The sequence below is a fragment of the Sphingobium sp. R-21 genome (assembly GCF_049913335.1).
GTDB lineage: Bacteria > Pseudomonadota > Alphaproteobacteria > Sphingomonadales > Sphingomonadaceae > Sphingobium.
This window is the reverse complement of record NZ_CP184374.1, coordinates 1,735,716-1,758,021: the sequence shown is the minus strand read 5'-3', so window position 1 is coordinate 1,758,021 and position 22,306 is coordinate 1,735,716. Positions and strand designations below refer to the sequence as shown.

Sequence of the window (22,306 nt, the reverse complement as noted above, 5' to 3'; positions counted from 1 at the left end):
TATGAGCGAGAACGCACTCACCCCCTCCGTTGGCGGCGCTGCCGCTCTTCCCGCCGCCAGCCCCGCTTCCTTTGGCGGCGCCAAGGGCGTCGACGCGCTGAAGGCGCGCTTCACCGGCTTCATGAAGCAGCCGGCGGTGGCGAAAAGCCTGCCGCTGCTGGGCCTGCTGGGCGTTGTCGCCACGGCGGGCGCGGCCTGGCTGGCGCTGCGCGAGCCGCCGCAGCGCGATCTGTTCCGCGCTTTGCCCGATGCCGACAAGTCGGCCGTGGCGCAGGTGCTGGACCAGAACGGCATTCGCTATGACTTCGACAATAGCGGCAGCATGACTGTTGGCGAGGACGATTATTTCAAGGCGAAGATGATGCTCGCCGCGCAGGGCCTGCCCAAGAGCGCGCCCGACGGCAACAGCATGATCGACAGCCTGCCCATGGGCGCCAGCCGCGCCGTGGAGGGGGAAAAGCTGCGTTCCGCCAGGGAAATGGACCTGGCCCGCACCATCGAGGCGATCGACAGTGTCGAGAGCGCCAAGGTCCACCTCGCGGTGGAGCCGCCCAGCGTGTTCCTGCGCGAACGGTCCAAGCCGTCCGCCTCGGTCATGCTGCGTCTTGCCTCTGGTCGCCAATTAACCGACGCCCAGGTCAGCGCCATCGTGCATCTGGTCGCCTCATCCATCCCGGAACTCAATCCGGAGGACATCTCGGTCGTCGACCAGAATGGCCGCCTGCTGAGCAACAATGACAGCAATGCCGCCGACGATCGCCAATTGGCCGTCCAGACCAAGATGGAGGATCGCTATCGCCAATCGGTGATCGCGCTGCTGACCCCGATCCTGGGCGCCGGCAAATTCTCTACCGAGGTTCATACCGAACTCAACTTCGCGGAGCGTCAGGCGACCCGCGAGACCTATCCGCAGGACGAGGCGCGCCTGCGCACGGAGCAGGGCACCTGGGCTTCCGACCCGCGCGGACAAGGTACCGGTAGCGAGGCGAGCGGCATCCCCGGTGCGCTCAGCAATCAGGCGCCGGTCAACCCGACCGTGACCCAGACCAACCCCAACGGTCAGGCTGTGGCCCAAGGTTCGACCAATCAGGGCGCCACCAGCGCACAGACCGCCGCCCAGCCGGGCACGCCGGCCAATCCGCTGATGAAGACCGAAGAGACCTTCAACCGCAGCTTCGAACTGGGCCGCGAAGTCTCCGTGACCAAGGACGCCATCGGCACGGTCAAGCGCCTGTCGGTCGCCGTCGCGCTGGACAATGGACCGGACGGCAAGCCGCGCAGCGCGCAGGAAATCGCCGCGCTGGAGGCTCTGGTGAAGGGCGCGGTCGGCTTCGACCAGGCGCGGGGCGACGTCGTGGCCCTGTCCTCGCGCAGCTTCGCCAAGGAAGAAGTCGTCCAGGCGCCCTGGTATGAGGCCGGATGGGTATCGCCGCTGGTGCGCAATGTCTCCGCCCTGCTGGTCGCCTTGCTGGTGATCTTCGGCATCGGCCGTCCGCTGCTGAAGCGCCGCGCCGCCGTCCAGGCCGCCGCCGCTGAACAGATCGCCGCGGAGGGCCAGAAGATCGGCCGGGAAATCTCGACCGAACTCAGCCGTCAGGCGACGGTCAATCCCGACGGGTCGATGCCGGTCACGCTCGACATGATCTCCTCCACCTATGACTACGCCCAGCGCGCCGACCTGATCCGCAATTTCGTGAAGCAGGATCCGGATCGCGCCGCCCTGGTCGTCCGCGACCTTCTGAAGGAAGGGAAGAAGGAAAATGCCTGAGGTCGCAACCGCTGCCGCACTGAAGGGCAGCGCCGCCGCCGCCGTCCTGCTGATGCTGTTCGACGAGGATGAGGCCGCGCAGATCCTTTCGCGCCTGGAGCCCGAGGAAGTGCGCCAGCTTGGCTACGCCATGTATGACGTGGCTGACGTGCAGGTCGAGGAAGTCAACGAGGCGCTCGATCATTTCGTCACCAAGGCGAAGAAGCGCACCACCATCGGCTATGGCGCGACCCGCCATATCCGCGGCGCGATGACCAAGGCGCTGGGCGAGGAGCGGGCCGAGAACATGCTCGCCCGCATCACGCCGCCGACCCGTTCCACCCAGCTTGAAATGCTGAAATGGATGGACGCGAAGGAAATCGCCGTGCTGATCGAGGCGGAGCATCCGCAGATCATGGCGATCGTGCTTGCCCATCTGGAGGCGCCGATCGCGGCCGACGTGCTGCAATTGCTGCCGACCGAGCATCAGGAAGAGATCGTCTATCGCATCGCCACGCTCGGCCCCGTCTCGAACGAGGCGCTGGACGACCTCGAACAGCTTCTGCTGCGCGGCAACATGGCCAAGAAGCAGGGCGGCGCTTCCCAGCGCGGCGGCACGATCGAGGCGGCGGCGATCATGAACAATGTTCGCAAGGACAATGAGCAGCGCATCATCAAGGCGCTGGCCAAGCGGGACAAGATGGTCGCCCAGACGATCGAGGAGGAGATGTTCGTCTTCGACAACCTGATCGACATGGACGACAAGAATATGGGTACGCTGATGCGCACCGTCGACAGTTCGATCCTGGTGGTCGCGCTGAAGGGCGCGAACGAGATGCTGAAGGCCAAGATCTTCGGTTCCATGTCGGCCCGTGCCGCCCAGGCCATCGCCGACGAGATCGAGGAGCGCGGGCCGATCCGCCTTGCCGAGGTCATCGACGCGCAGAAGCTGATCATCGCCACCGCCCGCCGCATGGCGGACGCGGGCACCATCATGCTGGGCGGCAAGGGGAATGATTTTGTCTAAGCTCTGGGGCAGCGCAGAGGTCGCGAGCATTCCGCTTGGCGGCATGGGAAAGGTGACGAGCGGGGGCTTTCGCAGCCTGTTCGCCGAGGCCGCAAGGACGCCCGGTCGCGCCGTCAATGACGTGGTGCCGCAGAGCGAGGAGGATGTCCTGGAACAGGCCCGCGCCGAGGCCTTTGCCATGGGCTTCGAGGAGGGTTGCCGGATCGCCACCGAAGCGAGCGGTGCCGAGGCGGAGGCGCGCGAGCGGCTGACCCAGGCGCTCGAACTGCTGGCTCCCGCACCGAGCGGCATGCTTTCCACCATGTTGTCCGCGACGGTGGTGCGGCTGGTCGAGCAGATTGTGGGCGAGGTCGAGATCGACATCGAGCGGCTGGTCGAGCGCTGCGACAGCGTCGCCGCCTTCATCGAAGGTCATGACGACAGGGGTGCGTTGCACATGCATCCCGATGACGTCTCGCTGCTCGAGGGCGAGGTGCTGGGCGTCAAGCTGGTCGCCGATCAGGACATGCATCGCGGCTGCGTGCGGCTGGAAACCGCTGACGGCTGGGTCGAGGACGGGCCGGATGTTCGCCTGTCGCGCCTGCGCGCGCTGCTCGACGATATGGAGGGCAAGGCCTGATGATTCGCGCCGCGCTGGCCCAGGCGGAAACGCTGTTCGATCATATGCAGGTGCAGAACCGCGCACCGCGCCATGTCGGCCGCCTGGTCAGCCATGATGCGGGCATGCTGGAAGTCACCGGCTTTCGCCGTCCCATCGGCGCCGGCGCGCGGCTGATCGCGGCGGACGGGACGATCTGCCGTGCCGAAGTGGTCGGCTTTCGTGGCGACAGGACGCTGCTGGTGCCGCTTGATGCCGACGCGCCGCTGGAAAATGGCGCGCGGGTGGAGCCGGACAGCCAGGCGACCATGGTGCAGGTGGGCGAGGGGCTGATCGGCCGCGTCATCGACGCCATGGGCCAGCCGCTGGACCGCAAGGGGCCGATCATCGCGGGTGGCTCCTGGCCGCTCAACGGGGTCAAGGGCAATGTGCTCGACCGGGGCCGCGTGACCGAGCCGTTCGATCTTGGCGTGCGCGCCGTCAATGCGCTGCTGACCGCCGGCCGCGGCCAGCGCATCGCGATCATCGCGGGTTCCGGCGTCGGCAAGTCGGTGCTGATGGGCCAGATGATCCAGGGCGCCGAAGCGGACATCGTCGTTGCAGGCCTGATCGGGGAACGCGGCCGCGAGGTCAGCGACTTTCTGGAAACCAAGCTGAAGGGCGCGATGCACAAGAGCATCGTCGTCGCCGTGCCAGCCGACCATCCGCCGGTGTTGCGCCTGCGCGCCGCCGCCCGCGCCACCGCCATCGCCGAATATTTCCGGGCACGTGGCAAGAAGGTGCTGCTGCTGATCGACAGCCTGACCCGCTGCGCCCATGCCCAGCGGGAAATCGGGCTGGCGCTGGGCGAGCCGCCCGCGATGAAGGGCTATCCGCCATCGGCGCTGGCGATGATTCCGCGTCTGGTCGAGCGCGCCGGCGTCGACAGCCGCAGCGGCGGCTCCATCACCGCGCTTTACACAGTGCTGGCCGATGGCGACGACACGGACGATCCCATCGTCGATGCCGCCCGCGCCATCGTGGACGGGCATTTCGTGCTGTCGCGCCATCTGTCGGAGCAGGCGATCTTTCCCGCCATCGACATCGGCAAGTCGCTCTCCCGCGTCATGGCGGACGTCGTGCCGGACGAACATCGTCTTGCCGCCGCCAGCTATCGCCGCCTCTGGGCCGCCTATGAGGAAAATCGCGACCTTATCCTGATGGGCGCCTATCGGCCCGGCAATGATCCGGTGATCGACGAAGCGGTGCAGCGGCGGCAGGAAATACTGGATTTCATCCGGCAGGATCAGAAGAGCTTCATCGACCTTGACAGCAGCGCCGCCGCCCTCATCGCCGAGTTCGGCGCGTGAAGGCAGAGGTCGCCCGTCGCCAGCGCGTGCTGCGCGTCCGCCATGTCCAGCATGCCATGGCCGCGACAGAAACCGCCCGCGCCCGCGACGAGGCGGAGGGCATCGCCCGCAATGTCGAGCGGCTGCGCAATGTGCGGAATGATCTTTTTATGGGGCAGGGCGTCGCAACTGGCGCGAATTTTGCAGCGATGCAGGAACTGGCGGGCCGGCTGGAACAGGCGGGGCGCCAGTTGGATGGTGCGCTCTACGATGCGCGTCGCAAGGTGGAGGTCAAGGAAGGCCTTTCCCTCGCGGCCAATCGGGATCGCGAAATCGCCGTGAAGCTCAAGGATCGCGCCCGCGCGGACCTGGAGGAATGGCGGGAAAACAAGCTCGCGGCGTTGCCGCGCTATCGCCGGATGCAGAGGACAGGAGATGTCTGACGTGAACATGCCGACCAGCCTCAAGGCGCTGCTCTTTTCCTCGGCGGCGGCGCCCATGCCCGCCGATGGCGCGGCCGCATCGGCCACGCCCGTGGAAGGGGCGCCGAATTTTGCCAGCGTGCTGAGCGGCACGATGGACGCTTCGCAGGAAGCGCAGGAAGGTACCGCGACAGGGGGTCTGCCGCAGATCGATCCGACCGCAACTCCGGCCAAGGCCGGCAAGGCCGACGAGACGCTCTCGTCCTTGTCCTTCGGCCTGGCCAATGCGCTGAGGGCCGTGCAGAGCCATCGCAAGGATTCCCTGCCGCTACCGCCCGGCCTTGCCGCGAAGATCGACGCGCCGGCGCAGCCTGGCGTTGATCAGGCCAGCGTCGATCAAGTCGGCGTCGGGGGGACGGTGCCTGCGTACATTGAGGGCAGCGTGGAAGAGGTCGCGGCGCAAGAGTCCGAGCCGGTTCCGGTCGCGAGCGAAGAGGGCGAAACTGACGCGCTGGAACTGCCCGTCGTGACGCCCGACAAGCATGCCAAGGCCACGCGTTCCGGCAAGGAAGCCAAGCCGGGGAAGGTAGAGGTTCAGCCGGAAACCGCGGCGGTGGAGCATTCCGACGATTTGGCGCCTGCCGAACAGGGCGACACGGACAAGCCGAAGGAACAGGCCGATGCGGCGCCGGCTCCGGCAACGGTCGTCGCCCCTGTCCAGACATTCGCCCCTGTCCAGACATTCGCCCCTGTCCAGACATTCGGGCCGCAAGGCGTGCCGGCGCAGGTGCTGCCGACGTCCGCACCCGTGGTCACGGAAACGGCGCCCGTCCGCCCGGATGGCGGCAAAAATCTGCCGGCAGCGGTGCCATTGCCGCCCTCATTTGCCGGACAGCCGGTTGAAGCGACGCATGTGGCGAATGGCTCCGCGCCGCCCGCCATGGCTGCGCCTGCGGCATCGGACGAACAGGCTGAAGGCCCCGTACCCGCCGCGCACCCTCAGGGCGACCCGGTGAAGTCGGAGGCGCTTGCCTTGCTCCAGATGGTGCGCGATCAGGTTGCTGCCCGCCAGCCGGGCACGCCCGTCCGCGCTGGAGAAGCGTTGGCCGCCCGCGCCAGGACTGGACGGGCTGCTGCACCGGTCGAGACTAGCCCGGCCAATGCCGTCCAATCAAATCCGGTCGATGCCGCCCCCCAGATGCCGGTCGTCCAGCCCACCGCTGCGCTCTCGGTCCAGCCGCCGGTTGCGGCTGCGCCGGCCGATTTGTCCGCCAGCCTTGGCGCGCAGGTCGTCGACATGGGCGTTTCCGGCCAATGGATTGATGGCCTCGCCCGCGAGATTGCGGGGCTGTCCGCAAATGGCGCGCAGGGCCGGTTCCAGATCAACGCCGACCAGCTTGGGCCCGTGCAGGTCGATATCCGGCAGGGCAGCGATGGAGCGGCGGTCAGCCTGACCGTCGCGAGCGAAGCCGCCGAAATGGCGCTGCGCCAGGACAGCGACCGGCTGCGCCTCGACGCGGGTCTTTCGGCCGTGCGCATCGCCGAGGTGAAGATCGATCGCATGCCGCATGTGGCGGAAGCTGCCAGGTCGGACGGCGCCAACCAACAGCAATCGCCCCAGCAACAGGGATCCCAGGGCGCCAATGGCTGGGCGAACAACAGCCAGAATATGGCGCAATCGCAGGGTCAGGCGCAGGGTCAGGGCCGCTGGCGCGCCCAGGAAAATAACGCGCTCGCCCCTAAAAATTCCGGCGATCCGGCCGTTCTTAACCATGACGAGCTGCGCCGCGCCGGCAATTCCGCCGCCCGCGCGCGCTATGCCTGACGACAGGGTTTACGGGGATTTTGACCGATGAGTGACGAGGCCAAGCCGAAGAAGAAAAAGGGCGGGCGGATGAAGCTGATCCTGCTCATCGCCATCGCCATGGTGGTTGGTGGCGCGGGGGCGGCAGGCGGTCTTTATGCCGCCGGTTTCTTCAGCCCGAAGGAAGAAGGTCCGAAGGAGGACCCGAACAAGCCCGTGCTCGTGCTGGCGGGCGAAAGCGCCGAGGACGTGGCGAAGGCCCATGGCTATGCCGGCGGCGGCGGCGGTGGTGAAGGCGGCGGGCATGAGGGCGGCGGTGGCGGCGGACATGCCGTGCCGGGCGCCCATATTCCCGCCAAGGGCATCGACCTGCACAGCCCGGCGAATCCTGCCGCCTATCAGGCGACCTATTTCCAGCTTCAGACGCCCTTCACCTCCAACATGTCGGATACGGACGCCTTCGCCCAGATTTCCATCGCGGTATCGACCTATTATGACATTCGCGTCGTCGACGCGATCAAGGCCCATGAGATGGCGATTCGCAGCCAGGTTCTGATGATGCTGGCCGAGCAGCCGGTGGAGGCGCTGTCGACGCCGGAGGGCAAAAGGGCGCTCCAGGCGAAGATCAAGACCGTCATTAACGACATTCTGAAGCAAAAGACGGGCTATGGTGGCGTCGATAACGTTTATTTTACCAATTTCGTTATTCAATAGGGCTGCCTGAACGTGCGGGAAGTCCCCCGCCCGGGACGGCTGGGGACTGAAATGACCGATGTTCAAGCCTATGCCTTCGGGCAGGCGGAATCTCAGGCGCCGCTGATGCTGTCAGGGCTGGACCGGCTGGGCGAAAAGCTCGGCCGGCGTTTGCGCGCCCTCATCGAGCCGATCGCCGGGGTTCGCCCGCATGTCGCCGCGCATGATGCGCGCGCGCTGGAATTCGGCGCCTGGGCGCATGAAGTGCCCGGTTCCTCCAGCATCGGGGTCTATCGCCTGTCGCCGCTCAAGGGGCAGGTGCTGCTGCGGCTCGATGCGGCGATGATCTCGACGCTGGTCGACTGTTTCTATGGCGGGATCGGCAATCGGGCATTGCCGCCGCGCGGGGAGTTCACGCCGACCGAAGATCGCCTGATCACGCGCATTTCCGATGCGTTCATGGCCCGGTTGGTCGAATGCTGGAGCGACATGCTGACAATAGAGGCGGGTCTGATCGTCCGGGAAACCGGCATCGGCTTTGCCGCCGCCGCCCAGCCGGGCGAGCAGATGGTGCTGCAGCGCTTCCTCATCAGCGTCAGCCGCGACGCCGAATGGCCGATCGACCTGCTGTTCCCGCTGTCCGCGCTGCGCGCCGTTGAACCGTTGATGGGCAACCGCGTCCCGGTCGATGATGAACGCGCCGACCCGGTGTGGCAGGCCCGCATGGCCCAGCGCATGCGCGACATCCGCCTGCCCGCGCGCACGGTGCTGGCGCGCCCTGACCTGTCCCTGGCCGATTTGATGCGGCTCAAGGCCGGCGACATCATTCCCGTCACCATCAACCGCAGCCTGCCGCTGATCGTGGGCGACCGCATCGTCGCCCATGGCTCGATCGGCGAACAGGATGGCCGCGCCGCATTCCAGATCGAAAAGCTTGCACAGGAAACCGGACAATGAGCGATATGAGCGAAGCCCCCCGCCTAGACAATGTGGGCGAGGACAGCATTTCCCGCATGGTGAACAACCGCCAGTTCCGGTTGCTGGCCGATATTCCCGTCCGCATGTCGGTGGAGGTGGGATCGACCTCGCTCCGGCTGGCGGAGGTCATGGACCTCAGCGAAGGCAGCGTCGTGGAACTCGACCGCCAGGCCGACGACCTGCTCGACATCATGGTCAACGGCGCGCTGATCGCCAAGGGGGAGGTGGTGACGGTGAACGGGCGCTACGGCATCCGCATCGTCGAAATCGCGGCCGCCGAAAGCCGGCTTGCGGGCGTGGAACGGCGCGGCTGAAACGCGGGCGGCTGATTTACCGCTTGCCTTGCGCGCCAATCTTTCGGAACGGATGACGAATTAACCATCTTCGCGGAAAGCCCTCATGATCTGGTATTTCGTCAAGCTGCTGATCTTATTGCCTCTGGTCGGGGGCATGGCCTTCGGCGCGCTCTGGCTGTGGCGCAAATATCAGCCCGGCATGATGGTCGGGCAGAATGATCGATCGCTCAAGCTGCTGGAAGCGTTGCCGATGGGCACGTTCGGCAAGCTCGCCGTCGTGGAGTTCGAGGGGAAGAAGATCCTGCTGTCCGTCACGCGCGGGCGGATCGAGAAGATCGCGGAAGGCGACCCCTATCGTGCCGGGCGCTGACAGCCTGTCCACCGTCATTCCCGCGACCCGAAGGGCGGCGACGGCCCATGCGGGAACGATGAAATGGGCGTTGGCCGCGCTGCTGCTTGCGGCCCTGTTCATCGCCATTCCCGCTTTCGCGCAGGCCGCGCCTGCCGCCCCGGCCCCGGTGAACAATGGCGGCGCGCTGAGCCGCGCCATGGGGCAGATCAGCGGCGACGGGCGTTCGCTCTCGCTGTCGCTGCAGATACTGATCCTCATGAGCCTGCTGACGGTGCTGCCGTCGCTGATCCTCATGATGACCAGCTTCACCCGCATCATCATCGTCCTGTCGCTGCTGCGCCAGGCGCTGGGATTGCAGCAGACGCCGCCCAATCAGGTGCTGGTGGGCCTGTCGCTGTTTCTTTCCCTCTTCGTGATGCGGCCCGCCATCGACCAGATCAACGCCCAGGCCTTCGACCCCTATGGCAAGGGGCAGATTTCGATCGAGGAGGCCGTGGGCCGTTCGGGCAAGGTGCTGCATGGCTTCATGACCAAGCAGACGCGCGAGACCGACCTCAAGCTCTTTTCCAACCTGGCGGAGGCACCCGCCTTCCGCTCGGCCGCCGACATTCCCTTCTCCATCCTGCTGCCCGCCTTTGTGACGTCGGAACTGAAGACCGCGTTCCAGATCGGCTTCATGATCTTCCTGCCCTTCCTGATCATCGACCTTGTGGTCGCGTCGACGCTGATGGCGCTCGGCATGATGATGTTGTCCCCCACGATTATCTCCATGCCCTTCAAGCTGCTGCTGTTCGTGCTGGTCGACGGTTGGGCGCTGACGATGGGGTCGCTGGCCGGCTCCTTCGCGACATAGGGCCAAGGGGATGGAAAACGCCGATTTCTTCATGGGGCTGGCGCAGCAGGCGCTGTGGATCACGGCGCTGGCGGCGGCGCCGATCCTGATCCCGGCCCTCATCGCGGGCGTCGTCATCGGCATGGTGCAGGCGGCGACCTCCATCAACGAACAGACGCTGGCCTTCATCCCGAAGATTATCGTCGTCGGCGCCATGCTGGTGCTGTTCGGCGGTTCCATCATGGTGCTGATCGCCGATTTCACGCGCGAGATTTTCGAGCGCATTCCGGACCTGCTCCAATGATCGCGCCGGGCTTCGCCAATGTCGAAGTCCAGCTGTGGATCTGGCTCATCGCCATGATCCGCCCCGGTGCCGCGTTCATCGCCGCCCCGGTATTCGGCGCGCCCGCCGTGCCGTTGCAACTGCGCCTGATCCTGTCGCTGGCACTGGGCATGGCGGCGCTCAACAGCGTGCATATCCAGCTTCCCGCCGACGGCGTCGCCAGCTTCCAGGGCGTGATGATGGTCGCGGGCGAAGTGCTTGCCGGACTTGCCATCGGCTTTGCGGTGCAGATCGGCTATGCCGCCGCGCTGGTCGCGGGCGAAGCCATCGGCAACACCATGGGCCTCAATTTCGCGGCGATGGTCGATCCGTCCTCCGGCCAGGCGACCCAGGCGGTGGGCCAGTTCCTCTCCATCCTCTCGACCTTCCTGCTGCTCGCCATGGACGGGCATCTGATGCTGGTGAGCTTCGTCGTGCAAAGCTATCAGGCGCTGCCGCCGGGCGGCGCGATGCTCAGCAACGATGCGGTCTGGCACCTGATCGAATTCGGCGGCGCGCTGCTGGGCGCGGGCGTCACCATCGCCCTGCCGGTCGGGTTCGCGCTGGTGCTGGTGCAGATCGTCATGGGCATGCTGGCCCGCACCGCGCCTGCGCTCAACCTGTTCGCGGTCGGCATGCCGGTGGCGTTGATGACGGGACTCATCCTGCTTGCCGTCACCGCGCCGATCATGGGCGAGGGGATCACCGCCGCGCTCAAGGCCGGGCTGGAGCAGGCCCAGATGATCGCGGAAGGGCGCTGACCATGGCCGAGAGCAATGGCGGCGGCGAAAAGACCGAAAGGCCGACAGCCAAGAAGCTGAAGGACGCGGCGAAGAATGGCGACATTCTCCAGTCCCGCGATCTCGCCACCGCATTGGTGGTGATGGCGGGCATCGGCTGGATGGCGGTCACCGGGCCTTCGATGGTCGAATCCCTGTCCGATATGCTGATAGAGGCGTTGCGTTTCCGGCGCGAGGACATCATCAATTTCGCCCCGGCCGACCGGGGTTTCGCCTTGCTCTCCGGCATTGCCCTGCCGGTCGCGGGGATATTGCTGGCGACCTTGCTCGCGGCCGTTGCGGGGCCGGCCCTGCTCGGCTCGCTCGGTTTTCGCCCCGGCGCCTTCGCGCCCAAGGCGTCGAAACTCAATCCCGCGGCCGGCCTCAAGCGCATGTTCGGGCTCCAGGGGCTGATCGAACTCGTCAAGTCCGTTGCCAAGGTCGCGTTGCTGGGCGCCATCGGCGTCTGGATGATCTGGGACCGGCTGACGGAGATCGTCGGGCTGGGCAGGGCGGGGCTGGCGCCCGCCATGGCGGATCTGGGCAACATGTTCATCCTGACATGCCTGGTCATGGCGGGCGGCCTGTTCCTGATCGCGGGCATCGACGTCCCCGCCCAGTTGATGCAGCGGTCCAGGCGGCTTTCGATGACCAAGCAGGAAATCAAGGACGAGCACAAGGAGAGCGAAGGTTCGCCTGAACTGAAGGGGCATATCCGCCGCAAGCAATATGAGGTGCTGAGCGGTTCGACCCGCAAGGCCGTGGCGGAGGCGAGCGTCATCGTCACGAACCCCACCCATTTCGCCGTTGCCCTGCGCTACAAGCCCGGGCAGGACGCCGCGCCGGTCGTGGTGGCGCGCGGCTGCGACGCGATAGCCGCGGCGATCCGCGAGCTGGCGGACCAGAATGGCGTCACGGTGCTGCAATATCCTGAACTGGCGCGCGCCATCTACTTCACCTCGCGCGCGGGGCAGGTCGTCAATGAGGGACTGTACATGGCGGTCGCGACCGTGCTCGCCTTCGTCTTCCGGGTCGAGAATCGGATGGCTAGCGAGATGGATCGTCCCTTCATCACCGTGCCGGACGATCTGCGTTTCGATGCGGACGGCAAAAAATCTTCTTGATAATCATATGCTTGATGAAAACCGGTCGTCCTTAACTTAAGTTTAGGACTTAATATCCGTATAATATTCATGGGGACGCATTAAGATGGTGCGTCATGAACGACTATATTTCACGGACAGAGTTGTCGGTAGATCGCGGCGCGGCCCGCGCACCCTCTGCCGTGTCCGCGATCCAGCCGGTTTCGTCCTCCGCTGCCACGCAGCAGGGTGGACAATCCCCCAGGCGGGCCATGCCCGAGGATCAGCCAGCCGCCGAGGAAAGCATCGCCAGCGGCGCCGAATATGCCAAGGTGCATGCCCGCATAGCCGACATATTGGGTGATCTGCGCAGCCAGGGCGGCACCGCGACGGTCCAGGGCGCGGCCGATGAGATACAGTCGATGTTGCCGGCGCCGCAGGTGCTGGTTCCCCTGCCTCCCGCTTCGAAGGAAGCGGTGGAAAGCACCATCCGCATCGCCAAGCGCATCGCGGAGCAGGCCGCCTATGCCCATGCGGCGCAGGCCAATGTCCGCCGGGGCGCGGTAGACCAGATCCTTTCGCCGGGCATCTGAACAGGGCGCCTGCGAGAGCGCGAAAATCATTCCTAAAGGTCTTCGCGCTACGGCCGTTCTCTCTTCTGAAAGGACGGCCCAATGACTTCGGTGAGCAGCAGCATCTTGACGGCGCTAGGCGCGGGATCGGGCATCGACACCGCGTCGCTCGTCTCCAGCCTGGTAAGCGCCACCAAGGAACCGCGCCAGCAGGCCATCACCAGCCGCCAGACGTTGAATACCGCGCGGATTTCCGCCCTGGCATCGGCGTCCAGCTCGCTCGATACCTTTGCCGACGCGATGAACAGCCTGCTGTCGGGCACCAGCTATTCGGGGACGCCCGCTTCCAACGACCCCAGCATCGCAGCGGTCAGCGCGCTGCCCGGCGGCACGCCGAGCGGCCTTCCCGCCCAGCTTGAGGTGCGCAACCTGGCGACCAGCCGGACCCTGGTGTCTGCGGTCAACACCAACAGCGACGCGGCGAGCGGCGCTGCGGCGACCGTCGGCACCGGCACGCTGATGCTGCAGGTGGGTTCCGGTGCTGCCGTTCCCATCACCATCACCTCGTCCAACAACAGCTATGCCGGCCTGGCCGCCGCCATCAACGCGTCGGGCACCGGGGTCACCGCCTCCGTCATCACCGATTCGCAGGGAACCCGCCTGATGATGAAGGGGCCGACCGGCGCGGCCAATGAAATCTCGCTGACGGTTTCCTCCTCCACGCCCGACGCCAGTGGTGCGTCGCTGGACCAGTTCGCCTGGACCAAGACCAGCCTGCCCGCCGGCAGCACCATGGCCAGCGCCGCCGATCCGGGCGACGCCGTGATCCTGCTCGACGGCGTGGAGCAGCATTATGCCAGCAACACCATCGACAGCGCGATCCCCTATCTGCGCATCGACCTCAACAAGGCGGCGCCGGGGACCAGCGTCACGCTCGCCACGACCGAGCCGACCACGTCGATGCGCGACCTGATGGTCGAATTCGTCGATGCCTACAACACGTTGATGAAGGCGCTGAACACGGCGACCTCCACCGGTACCGACTCGTCCAATGCGGGCGTGCTGAACGGGGATTCATCGATCCGCGACATGAAGCGGCAGCTGTCGCAGATGGTGTCGACCGCGCTCAGCGGCACGGGCACCTACAGGACGCTGAACGACCTGGGCGTCAGCACCAACCGCGACGGCACGCTGTCGCTGGACACCAAGGCGCTGGACCAGGCGATCGCCGCGGATCCGAAGGCGATCACGCAATTGTTGAACCCGTCGGTCAAGACAGCCACGAATGTCGGCATTGCCGGGCTGATGGACAGCGTGCGCGACAACATCAAGAAGGATGGCGGGCCACTCGCCACCACGCAGGACAAATATGCGCAGCTGGCGAAGGAACTGACGGATCAGCTCGACAAGCTCGATACCCAGATGACCAACTATCAGGACCAGCTCACCAAGGTCTATTCGGCCATGGAGACGCGCCTGTCGGCACTGAAGGCGACGCAGAGCTATCTCCAGCAGCAGGTCGCTCTCTGGACCAAGAACGACAACTGATTTCCAGGCGGTCGGACCGATCGCTGACTGAGAAATCGCGGAAAATGAATATCAAAGGGGTCGGAATATCATGTTCTACAATCATGGCGGGTTCGGCGGCACGGCAGCGGCGCGGCGCTATGCGGCGGTCCATTCGGGCAGCCGGATCGAGGGAGCGACGCCGCACGCGTTGGTCAAGGTGCTGTTCGACGAGCTGCTGCTGGCGCTGGACGCCGCCGCGCTGGCGGAACGCAATGGCGACCGGCTCAAGGTTTCCGACAAGCAGGCCCGCGCCATGTCGATCCTGTTCGCGCTGGAATCGAGCCTTGATTTCGACAGGGGCGGAGACATCGCCACCGGCCTTGCCCAGATCTACCGCGAGGCCCGGCGCTTGCTGCTCGTCGGCGCCAAGGAACATGATGCCGCGCCGGTCGAGCAGGCCCGCCTGATGGTCGGCGAGATCGCGGAGGCGTGGGACCAGATCGGCTGAAGACAGGGGCATCCTGCGGGGTTGCGCCATCAAAGGTGCGCCTGTATAGGCAGCGCTCGCAAAGGGCGGCCCGGCGGGGGCCGCCTTTTTGCGTTTCAGACTTTGTTTGCATCAGCCCAGAAAGGGAAGGACCATGTCGATTACGCCGCTCATGCCCGTTTACCCCCGGTGCGATGTACGCCCGGTCCGAGGCGAGGGCTGCTATCTGATCGGGGAGCGCGGCGAGCGTTATCTGGATTTCGCCAGCGGCATCGCGGTCAACCTGCTGGGTCATGGCCATCCCAGGCTGGTCAAGGCGATCGCGGATCAGGCCGCGACGCTGATGCACACGTCGAACCTCTACGGCATGCCGCTGGGCGAGAAGTTCGCGCAGCGCCTGGTCGACACGACCTTTGCCGACACGGTGTTCTTCACCAATTCGGGTGCGGAAGCGGTGGAGTGCGCGATCAAGACCGCGCGCCGCTATCATTATGTCAATGGCCAGGCGCACCGGCACAAGATCATCAGCTTCGACAACGCCTTCCACGGGCGGACGCTGGGGACGATTTCCGCCACCAGCCAGCCCAAGATGCGTGACGGCTTCGAACCGCTGCTGCCCGGCTTCACCGTGGTGCCCTTCAACGATCTGGCGGCTGCGACGGCCGCCGTCGACGACGACACCGCCGGTTTCCTGGTGGAAACGGTGCAGGGCGAAGGCGGCGTAACCCCGGCGACGCAGGAATTCCTCTCCGGCCTGCGCAAGCTGTGCGACGAGCAGGGGCTGCTGCTGATCCTGGATGAAGTGCAGTGCGGCTATGCCCGCACCGGCACGTTCTTCGCCCATGAACAATATGGCGTGGTCCCCGACATCATGGCGGTGGCCAAGGGCATTGGCGCGGGCTTCCCGCTGGGCGCCTGCCTCGCGACGGAGGAAGCGGCCAAGGGCATGGTGTTCGGCACCCATGGCTCCACCTATGGCGGCAATCCGCTGGCCATGGCGGTGGGCATGGCCGTGCTGGACGAGGTGCTGGGCGAGGGTTTCCTCGACCATGTGCAGGCCATGGGCGCGCGCCTGCGTTCCGCGCTCGAGCAGCTCATCCCCAACCATGACATGTTCGAGGATGTGCGCGGCCTGGGCCTGATGCTGGGCGTCAAGCTGAAGGATGATTTCGACGCCCGCGCCTTCGTGGCGCATCTGCGCGATGATCACGGCCTGCTGACCGTTTCGGCGGGGCAGAATGTGGTGCGCATCCTGCCGCCGCTGGTGATCGAGGAAAGCCATGTCGCGGAATGCGTCGAACGGCTTTCGGCCGGTGCGCGGAGCTTTGCGGAGGCTGCGGCCTGACATTCCTGCCGTTCGTGCCGCGTGGGTAGTCGGCGACGTCGAAGACCTGTATCGAAACATCCACCCTTCGATACGTGAACGCGACATGCTCGACGGGCTGCCCGGGACGAACGGCGATTTGAAGGAAGACCTTCAATGACCAGACATTTCCTGAATCTGAGTGACGCGGGCGGCGATGCGATCGCCGCGATGATCGCCGACGCCATCGATCGGAAGGCGGCGCGCGCGAGCTGGCCCAAGGGCAGGGCCGATGCGGATGCGCCGCTCGCCGGCCATACGCTGGCGATGATCTTCGAGAAGAATTCCACCCGGACCCGCGTGTCGTTCGACATGGCTATCCGCCAACTTGGCGGCACGTCGCTGATCCTCGACGGCGCGACCAGCCAGCTTGGCCGCGGGGAGACCATCGCCGACACCGCCCGCGTGCTGAGCCGCATGTGCGACGCCATCATGATTCGGACGGACGATCATGCCAAGATCGAGGAAATGGCCCATCATGCCAGCGTTCCGGTGATCAACGGCCTGACCGACCTGTCGCACCCGTGCCAGATCGTCGCCGACCTGCTGACCGTGGTGGAGCATGGCGTGGCGTTGCCCGGCAGCCAGTGGGCATGGCTGGGCGACGGCAACAATGTGCTCCATTCCATCGTCGAGGCGGCGGGCCTCATGAAGTTCGGCGTGCGTATCGCCGTGCCGGAGGGCTATGATCCCGACCCATCCTTCGAAGCCGAGGCGCAGGCCTGTGGCGCTGACATCCTGCGCACCCGCGATCCGCAGGCGGCGGTCGCGGGCGCGGACATCGTCGTCACGGACACCTGGATTTCCATGGGGCAGGCCCATGCCGAGGAGAAGCTGAGGGCGATGATGCCCTATCAGGTGACGCCCGAACTGATGGCGCTGGCCCGGCCGACGGCGAAATTCCTCCACTGCCTGCCCGCCCATCGCGGCGAGGAAGTGGTGGAAGCGGTGATCGACGGCCCGCAGTCGGTGATCTGGGACGAGGCGGAAAACCGCATCCATGCGCAGAAGTCGGTGCTGCTCTGGGCGCTGGGGCGACTTGGATGAGCTGTTGTTTGGCCATTGGCCGCCGCTAAGCGGGCCGTGCTCCTGCCTGCGCAGGAGCATGTTGTGCTTCAAGGAGGGGGCTGCCCCACCCAATCCAAGCCCATTTGCAAGCTCGACGATCGCCCCCTATCTAATCGCCTTTGCATGATCGGCGCGTCCTGGCGCGCTGTACGGAGCCTGACTTGACCTCTTCCGCCACACTCGACCAGGCCCTTGGCTTCACCATCCCTTCGCGCCATGCGCGCGGGCGGATCGTGCGGCTGGGGCCGGTCCTCGATGATGTCCTTGCCGCCCATGCCTATCCGCCGCAGATCGAGCGGCTGCTTGCCTCCGCGCTGGTGCTGGCGGTGCTGCTGGGTTCGACGCTCAAGGATGCGGGTGGGCAGCTCACGCTTCAGGCGCAGACCGAAAATGGCGTCGTCAGCCTGCTGGTGGCCGACTACAAGGCGGGCGAGGTGCGCGGCTATGCCAAGTTCGATGCCGACCGGCTTGCCGAACTGGGCCCCGATCCGACGCTGTTCGGCCTGTTCGGCAAGGGCTATCTGGCCATCACCTTCGACCAGGCGGTGACCGGCGAGCGCTATCAGGGGATCGTCCCCCTGGACGGCGAATCGCTGGCCGACGCGGCGGAACATTATTTCTTCCAGTCCGAACAGATCCCCAGCATCGTCCAGATCGCCACCCGCCATGATGCGGGGGAGGGGTGTCTGGCCGCCGGCCTGCTGCTGCAGCACTTGCCCGAGGGGGAGGTCGGGCGGGAACGACTGCATGTCCGGCATGACCATCCCGAATGGGAACATGTCCAGGCGCTGGCCCATACCCTCAAGGATGCGGAGCTGACCGACACCGCGTTGCCGCTGTCCGACATCGTCTGGCGGCTGTTCCATGAAGAGGAGGAGGTGCGCGTCACCGATCCCACGGCGCTCAGCAAGGGGTGCCGTTGCGACCTGGAGCATATCCGCAGCGTCATCGGCCGCTTTCCCGCGGCGGAGCGGGCGGACATGGCGGATGACCAGGGCATTATCGGCGTCGACTGCGCCTTTTGCTCGCGCCTCTTCCCGGTCGCGCTTTCGAGCTTCCCGGAGGCCGGCTTTCCAGACCAGCTTCCCGGATGAACGAGTGGCCCTTCCGGATATTGCTATGAAATTGCCGCAATTGACGGGCAAGGCTGATCCAGTTCAGCAACGGTCGACAGGGGGATCGGAATGACGGCGAAGCTGCGCGCCCTTGGCGCGGCGATGGTGATGATGATGACGGTCTCCGGCGCCCAGTCGGCGGCACCCGTGTCGCGCCTGCCCAAGGGGCTGGAGACGGGCGAATGGGAATTGCGCGAACGGGGCGAGGATGGCCCGGCGCGCAGGCTCTGCATATCCAGCCTCAACCAGCTTCTGCAAAGCCGTCATGCGGGCCATGCCTGCAAGAGCTTCACCGTCAGCGATGCCGCCAGGCGGATGGTCGTCACCTATGAATGCGGCGCGGCGGGCAATGGGCGAACGGACCTGCGCATCGAAACCTCCCGATTGGTACAGATCCAGTCGCAGGGCATCGCCGATGGCGCGCCCTTTGCCTTTGCGCTGGAGGGCCGCTGGCTTGGGGCCTGCCATTAGCGAAAAGCGCTCCGGACGTGACCGGCTTGCGCTGATGCGTCGGGAGGCGTAGCGCGGCGCTCATGGTTGCCCATAATGGAAAATTCGCTGTCGTCCTGCTGTCGGGCGGGCTCGACTCCATGGTGGCGGGCGGGCTGGCGCGCGAGGCCGGTTATCGCCTGTTCGCCCTTTCGATCGACTATAATCAGCGTCACCGGCTGGAATTGCAGGCGGCCGCGCGCGTCGCATCGGCGCTGAACGCCATTTCGCATATCGTGCTGCCGCTGGACCTGACCGCCTTTGGCGGGTCCGCGCTGACCGCCGACATCGCCGTGCCGAAGGGCGGCGTCGGCGAGGGAATCCCGGTGACTTATGTGCCGGCGCGCAACACCATCTTCCTCTCGCTGACCCTGGGGCTGGCCGAGGTGGTGGGCGCGAACGACGTGTTCATCGGCGTCAATGCGCTCGACTATTCGGGTTATCCCGATTGCCGGCCGGAGTTCATCGACGCCTTTCAGAAGATGGCCGCGCTGGCCACCAAGGCGGGGGTGGAGGGGCATCCGATCCGGATCAATGCCCCGCTTCAGCATATGAGCAAGGCCGACATCGTGCGCGAAGCCGACCGGCTGGGGCTGGATGCAGGGTTGAGCTGGTCCTGCTACGATCCGACGCCGGATGGCAGCCATTGCGGCCTGTGCGATAGCTGCCGCCTGCGGTCCAAGGGTTTCGTGGAGGCTGGCCTGCCCGATCCCACCATCTATGCGAAGAAGCCCTGACGCCATGAGCTACGCCGTCAAGGAGATGTTCCTGACCCTTCAGGGGGAAGGGGTCCATGCCGGGCGCCGGGCTGTTTTCCTGCGTTTTGCCGGCTGCAACCTCTGGACCGGGCGGGAGCAGGACAGGGAAACCGCGATCTGCCGCTTTTGCGACACGGATTTCGTCGGGACAGACGGCGATGGTGGCGGCAAGTTCGCCGATGCGGACGGTCTGGCCGCCGCCGCACTGGCCTTCTGGGGCGAGGGGCGGGAGGGGCGCTATATCGTTCTTACCGGCGGAGAGCCGATGCTCCAGATCGATGACGCGCTGGTCGATGCGCTCCATGCCCGCGGCTTTGCCATCGCGATCGAGAGCAACGGCACCTTGCCCGCGCATCCGGGGCTTGACTGGGTCTGCATCAGCCCCAAGGCAGGCAGCGAAGTGGTGCAGCGCAGCGGCAATGAGCTGAAGCTGGTCTGGCCGCAGCCGGGGCAGGGGCACAGCGTGGCCGATGTCGAGGATATGGAGCGCTGGGCCTTCGATCATTGGCTCGTGCAGCCGCTCGACGATCCGAAGGCAGCGGAAAACGCGCAGGCGGCGGTGGACCTGGTGATGGGACGGCCGCGCTGGCGGCTCAGCCTCCAGTCGCATAAATATCTGGGATTGCGCTGACGGCTGACGGTCGGGGGGCGGGGCGGCGGCCCCGCGCCCGGCCCTCTCCCCCGGAAGGGAGAAGATCACGGATCCGTTATCGGGCGCCCATCCTTATGGCTGGACCCCGATCTTCTGGTTCCATGCAAGCTGGCAGGCCGGCAGCATCTTGCCCTTCTTCCAGCATTTGGGGTCGAAGGATGGCAGGGTCAGCGAATAGCCGCGGCCCGGATCGCCGTAAAATTGCTCGCCTGCCAGGATTAGCGACTTCTTGATCGACCCCAATCCGTTGCGCGCCACCTCGTTCAGCGTACCGCGCTGGGCGAAGATCGCCTGTCGTCCGACCAGCCCCGCCGCCTGGCAGAAGCCGCGCTGCGCCTGCACCGTGGAATAGCCCGAATAGATGCGCGTGCCATATTGGTCCGACGCCATCTGGCCGGCCTTGCCCTTGCCGACCGTGCGCTGGAAATAGCCGAGCAGAGTCGCCTGCGCTGCATCCAACTCGGCGTCATGATGGGCGATCATGGCATTATAGTTGCTGATCGACAGCAGCGTCGGCTCGAACTGGCATTGCAGCGCCGCGACGTTCAGTGCCGCGCGCAGGTTCCATACCAGGCCCGCCTTGACCTCCGCAGGCGTCGCGCCCGGCAGGCCGAGGGCGGTCGTGGCTTCGGCATCGGTCAGGGGCGGGCTTGAGAAATCGGGCGGCGACCAGAAGAATTGCGCGCTCGCCGGCTGCGTCACCAGCACTGCTCCGGTCATGGCCAACAGCAGGGCGGCGGTGCGCCCAAAGGATCGGTGCCCCATGGAACGACCCACATCACGCAATGTCATCGAAATCCCTCTTTGAAACGAGCGCTGCAAACTATCCCCCGCCCGTCTGTATCATGCCTGAACGCGTGCGCCAGCCTATTGATCCGACAGCACTTCGGTATCGGCTGCCGGCTTGGCCTCGCTTTCATTCGCCGCCGCCGCCGGAGCGGCCGCATTGTCGCTGCGGTTGGCGGGAAGCGTCATGGCCGCGCCCTCGCTCTGCACGCCGTCCAGATCCGTCATGGCGTCGGTCGTGGTGCCGTCCACCACTTCCAGATTGTTCATGGGGACGGCGGTGCTGCTTTCCTTCTTGCTGCCGCATCCGGCCAGCATCATGCATCCGGCCGAAATGAATATTGCCATTGTCGTCTTGACGTCAGGACGCATCCGGGTCTCCTAAAGCGTGCGGCATGCCCGGCAGCCCCCCACCTGGCGAAGGCCGCGACCCTAGCGGCCCGTTTCACATTGCTCAACCCCTGCTTCGTCGGCGGCCGGGCACCGGCGCAGGCGGTTGATAAAGGCAGGAAAATGCCGGGCGAGCGCCGAGTCCAGCTCTGCCATCGGGACTTGGATGCCCAGCGCGGCCATGCTGGTCACGGGATATTCGGCCAGGCCGCACGGCACGATGCCTCCGAAATGGGACAGGTCGGGGTCGACATTGATCGAAAAACCATGAAGCGTGACCCAACGCCGCACCCGGATGCCCAGCGCGCCGATCTTCGCCTCCCGCCCCTGGGTGTCGTCGGTCCAGATCCCGATCCGCCCCTCCGCCCGCCGCGCCGCAATGCCGAAATCGCCCAGCGCGTCGATCATCCATCCTTCCAGATGATGGACGAAATTCCGCACGTCCCTGCCTCTTTCCCGCAGGTCGATGTTGAGATAGCCGATCCGCTGACCCGGCCCATGATAGGTATAGCGGCCGCCGCGTCCCGCATCGTGCACCGGAAAGCGAGGGTCGAGCAGTTCGGCAGGATCGGCGCTGGTCCCGGCCGTATAAAGCGGTGGATGTTCGAGCAGCCAGACCCGCTCGGCGGCCTGCCCCTCGAAGATCGCGGCCGCCCGCGCCTCCATCTCCGCGAGAGCCTGGGGGTAATCGACCGGCGCATGTTCGACGCGCCATTCCACGTTCTGGATGGCGGAAGCCTGTTCGGCCGGGGATTGCGGGGAAGGGGATTGCCGGGACATGGCGTTTCCTTGACTTGGGCAGAGCGAGCGATCAAGTCTCCTGCGCGATTTTCAGAGTATCGGACAGGGAACAGGGC

General features: G+C 65.8%; 26 protein-coding genes. 23 read left to right on the top strand and 3 right to left on the bottom strand.

Translation table 11 applies throughout. The features are described 5' to 3' along the window. Position 1 precedes the first annotated feature (1 nt). The 23 genes from fliF to queE all read left to right on the top strand — a co-directional run bounded on the left by fliF (position 2) and on the right by queE (position 20,252). Complete coding sequence (fliF, locus tag ACN9MX_RS08350) at positions 2–1,768, top strand: flagellar basal-body MS-ring/collar protein FliF (RefSeq protein WP_426386655.1); 1,767 nt, start codon at positions 2–4, stop codon at positions 1,766–1,768. Further along, positions 1,761–2,774 carry a flagellar motor switch protein FliG gene (gene fliG / locus ACN9MX_RS08345; RefSeq protein WP_363739902.1) on the top strand — a complete coding sequence of 338 codons (1,014 nt, stop codon included), beginning with the start codon at positions 1,761–1,763 and terminating at the stop codon, positions 2,772–2,774. Before fliF ends, fliG begins: the two co-directional genes overlap by 8 nt. Continuing rightward, entirely contained in the window at positions 2,761–3,393 is a 633-nt protein-coding gene (locus tag ACN9MX_RS08340; protein ID WP_426386654.1) for a flagellar biosynthesis protein, read from the top strand. The genes fliG and ACN9MX_RS08340 overlap by 14 nt, the downstream gene beginning before the upstream one ends. Continuing rightward, positions 3,393–4,721, top strand: coding sequence for a FliI/YscN family ATPase (locus ACN9MX_RS08335; protein ID WP_426386653.1), 1,329 nt, complete (start codon positions 3,393–3,395; stop codon positions 4,719–4,721). Before ACN9MX_RS08340 ends, ACN9MX_RS08335 begins: the two co-directional genes overlap by 1 nt. Continuing rightward, positions 4,718–5,143, top strand: a complete 426-nt coding sequence (locus tag ACN9MX_RS08330) for a hypothetical protein (protein WP_363739896.1) — start codon at positions 4,718–4,720, stop codon at positions 5,141–5,143. Before ACN9MX_RS08335 ends, ACN9MX_RS08330 begins: the two co-directional genes overlap by 4 nt. Continuing rightward, positions 5,136–6,947, top strand: a complete 1,812-nt coding sequence (locus tag ACN9MX_RS08325; protein ID WP_426386652.1) for a flagellar hook-length control protein FliK — start codon at positions 5,136–5,138, stop codon at positions 6,945–6,947. The genes ACN9MX_RS08330 and ACN9MX_RS08325 overlap by 8 nt, the downstream gene beginning before the upstream one ends. A 27-nt stretch (positions 6,948–6,974) precedes the next feature. After that, positions 6,975–7,640 (top strand): flagellar basal body-associated FliL family protein, encoded by a 666-nt coding sequence (locus ACN9MX_RS08320; protein ID WP_426386651.1) that lies wholly within the window; start codon positions 6,975–6,977, stop codon positions 7,638–7,640. A 51-nt stretch (positions 7,641–7,691) separates the two neighbouring features. Beyond that, entirely contained in the window at positions 7,692–8,576 is an 885-nt protein-coding gene (locus ACN9MX_RS08315) for a flagellar motor switch protein FliM (RefSeq protein WP_363739888.1), read from the top strand. Then, positions 8,573–8,911 (top strand): flagellar motor switch protein FliN, encoded by a 339-nt coding sequence (fliN, locus tag ACN9MX_RS08310; protein WP_363739886.1) that lies wholly within the window; start codon positions 8,573–8,575, stop codon positions 8,909–8,911. The genes ACN9MX_RS08315 and fliN overlap by 4 nt, the downstream gene beginning before the upstream one ends. 85 nt (positions 8,912–8,996) lie before the next feature. Beyond that, positions 8,997–9,263, top strand: a complete 267-nt coding sequence (locus tag ACN9MX_RS08305) for a FliO/MopB family protein (protein ID WP_133653814.1) — start codon at positions 8,997–8,999, stop codon at positions 9,261–9,263. A gap of 58 nt (positions 9,264–9,321) precedes the next feature. Further along, entirely contained in the window at positions 9,322–10,098 is a 777-nt protein-coding gene (fliP, locus tag ACN9MX_RS08300) for a flagellar type III secretion system pore protein FliP (RefSeq protein WP_133653954.1), read from the top strand. 10 nt (positions 10,099–10,108) lie between these two features. After that, a complete protein-coding gene (gene fliQ / locus ACN9MX_RS08295; protein WP_025548552.1) occupies positions 10,109–10,381 on the top strand; it encodes a flagellar biosynthesis protein FliQ in 273 nt (90 codons plus the stop codon). Then, positions 10,378–11,160, top strand: a complete 783-nt coding sequence (fliR, locus tag ACN9MX_RS08290) for a flagellar biosynthetic protein FliR (protein WP_133653813.1) — start codon at positions 10,378–10,380, stop codon at positions 11,158–11,160. Before fliQ ends, fliR begins: the two co-directional genes overlap by 4 nt. Before the next feature lie 2 nt (positions 11,161–11,162). Continuing rightward, positions 11,163–12,302 carry a flagellar type III secretion system protein FlhB gene (flhB, locus tag ACN9MX_RS08285; protein WP_363753005.1) on the top strand — a complete coding sequence of 380 codons (1,140 nt, stop codon included), beginning with the start codon at positions 11,163–11,165 and terminating at the stop codon, positions 12,300–12,302. A 95-nt stretch (positions 12,303–12,397) separates the two neighbouring features. After that, on the top strand, positions 12,398–12,853 hold the full coding sequence (locus ACN9MX_RS08280; protein ID WP_426386649.1) for a hypothetical protein: 456 nt from the start codon (positions 12,398–12,400) through the stop codon (positions 12,851–12,853). Positions 12,854–12,934: 81 nt separating this feature from the next. After that, positions 12,935–14,380: a flagellar filament capping protein FliD gene (fliD, locus tag ACN9MX_RS08275; protein ID WP_426386648.1), complete on the top strand. Its 1,446-nt coding sequence runs from the start codon at positions 12,935–12,937 to the stop codon at positions 14,378–14,380. 70 nt (positions 14,381–14,450) lie between these two features. Then, entirely contained in the window at positions 14,451–14,849 is a 399-nt protein-coding gene (gene fliS, locus ACN9MX_RS08270) for a flagellar export chaperone FliS (protein ID WP_133653809.1), read from the top strand. 133 nt (positions 14,850–14,982) lie between these two features. Continuing rightward, complete coding sequence (locus ACN9MX_RS08265; protein ID WP_133653808.1) at positions 14,983–16,173, top strand: aspartate aminotransferase family protein; 1,191 nt, start codon at positions 14,983–14,985, stop codon at positions 16,171–16,173. Between the two features lie 135 nt (positions 16,174–16,308). Continuing rightward, entirely contained in the window at positions 16,309–17,238 is a 930-nt protein-coding gene (gene argF / locus ACN9MX_RS08260; protein ID WP_426386647.1) for an ornithine carbamoyltransferase, read from the top strand. A gap of 182 nt (positions 17,239–17,420) precedes the next feature. Further along, entirely contained in the window at positions 17,421–18,353 is a 933-nt protein-coding gene (locus ACN9MX_RS08255) for an Hsp33 family molecular chaperone HslO (RefSeq protein ID WP_363739871.1), read from the top strand. A gap of 90 nt (positions 18,354–18,443) precedes the next feature. Beyond that, the gene (locus tag ACN9MX_RS08250; protein WP_133653805.1) at positions 18,444–18,845 is read left to right on the top strand and encodes a hypothetical protein; all 402 of its coding nucleotides are present in this window, start codon (positions 18,444–18,446) and stop codon (positions 18,843–18,845) included. A gap of 62 nt (positions 18,846–18,907) precedes the next feature. Continuing rightward, entirely contained in the window at positions 18,908–19,600 is a 693-nt protein-coding gene (queC, locus tag ACN9MX_RS08245; RefSeq protein WP_363739867.1) for a 7-cyano-7-deazaguanine synthase QueC, read from the top strand. Positions 19,601–19,604: 4 nt separating this feature from the next. After that, positions 19,605–20,252 carry a 7-carboxy-7-deazaguanine synthase gene (gene queE, locus ACN9MX_RS08240; RefSeq protein WP_426386645.1) on the top strand — a complete coding sequence of 216 codons (648 nt, stop codon included), beginning with the start codon at positions 19,605–19,607 and terminating at the stop codon, positions 20,250–20,252. Positions 20,253–20,345: 93 nt separating this feature from the next. Here the strand turns inward: queE and ACN9MX_RS08235 are convergent, their stop codons facing one another. From ACN9MX_RS08235 to lipB, 3 genes are all read right to left on the bottom strand, one after another. After that, positions 20,346–21,065, bottom strand: a complete 720-nt coding sequence (locus ACN9MX_RS08235) for a hypothetical protein (protein WP_426386644.1) — start codon at positions 21,063–21,065, stop codon at positions 20,346–20,348. 75 nt (positions 21,066–21,140) lie between these two features. Further along, positions 21,141–21,431: a hypothetical protein gene (locus ACN9MX_RS08230; RefSeq protein ID WP_363753023.1), complete on the bottom strand. Its 291-nt coding sequence runs from the start codon at positions 21,429–21,431 to the stop codon at positions 21,141–21,143. A 60-nt stretch (positions 21,432–21,491) separates the two neighbouring features. Then, complete coding sequence (gene lipB, locus ACN9MX_RS08225) at positions 21,492–22,229, bottom strand: lipoyl(octanoyl) transferase LipB (protein ID WP_426386643.1); 738 nt, start codon at positions 22,227–22,229, stop codon at positions 21,492–21,494. Positions 22,230–22,306: the final 77 nt, after the last annotated feature.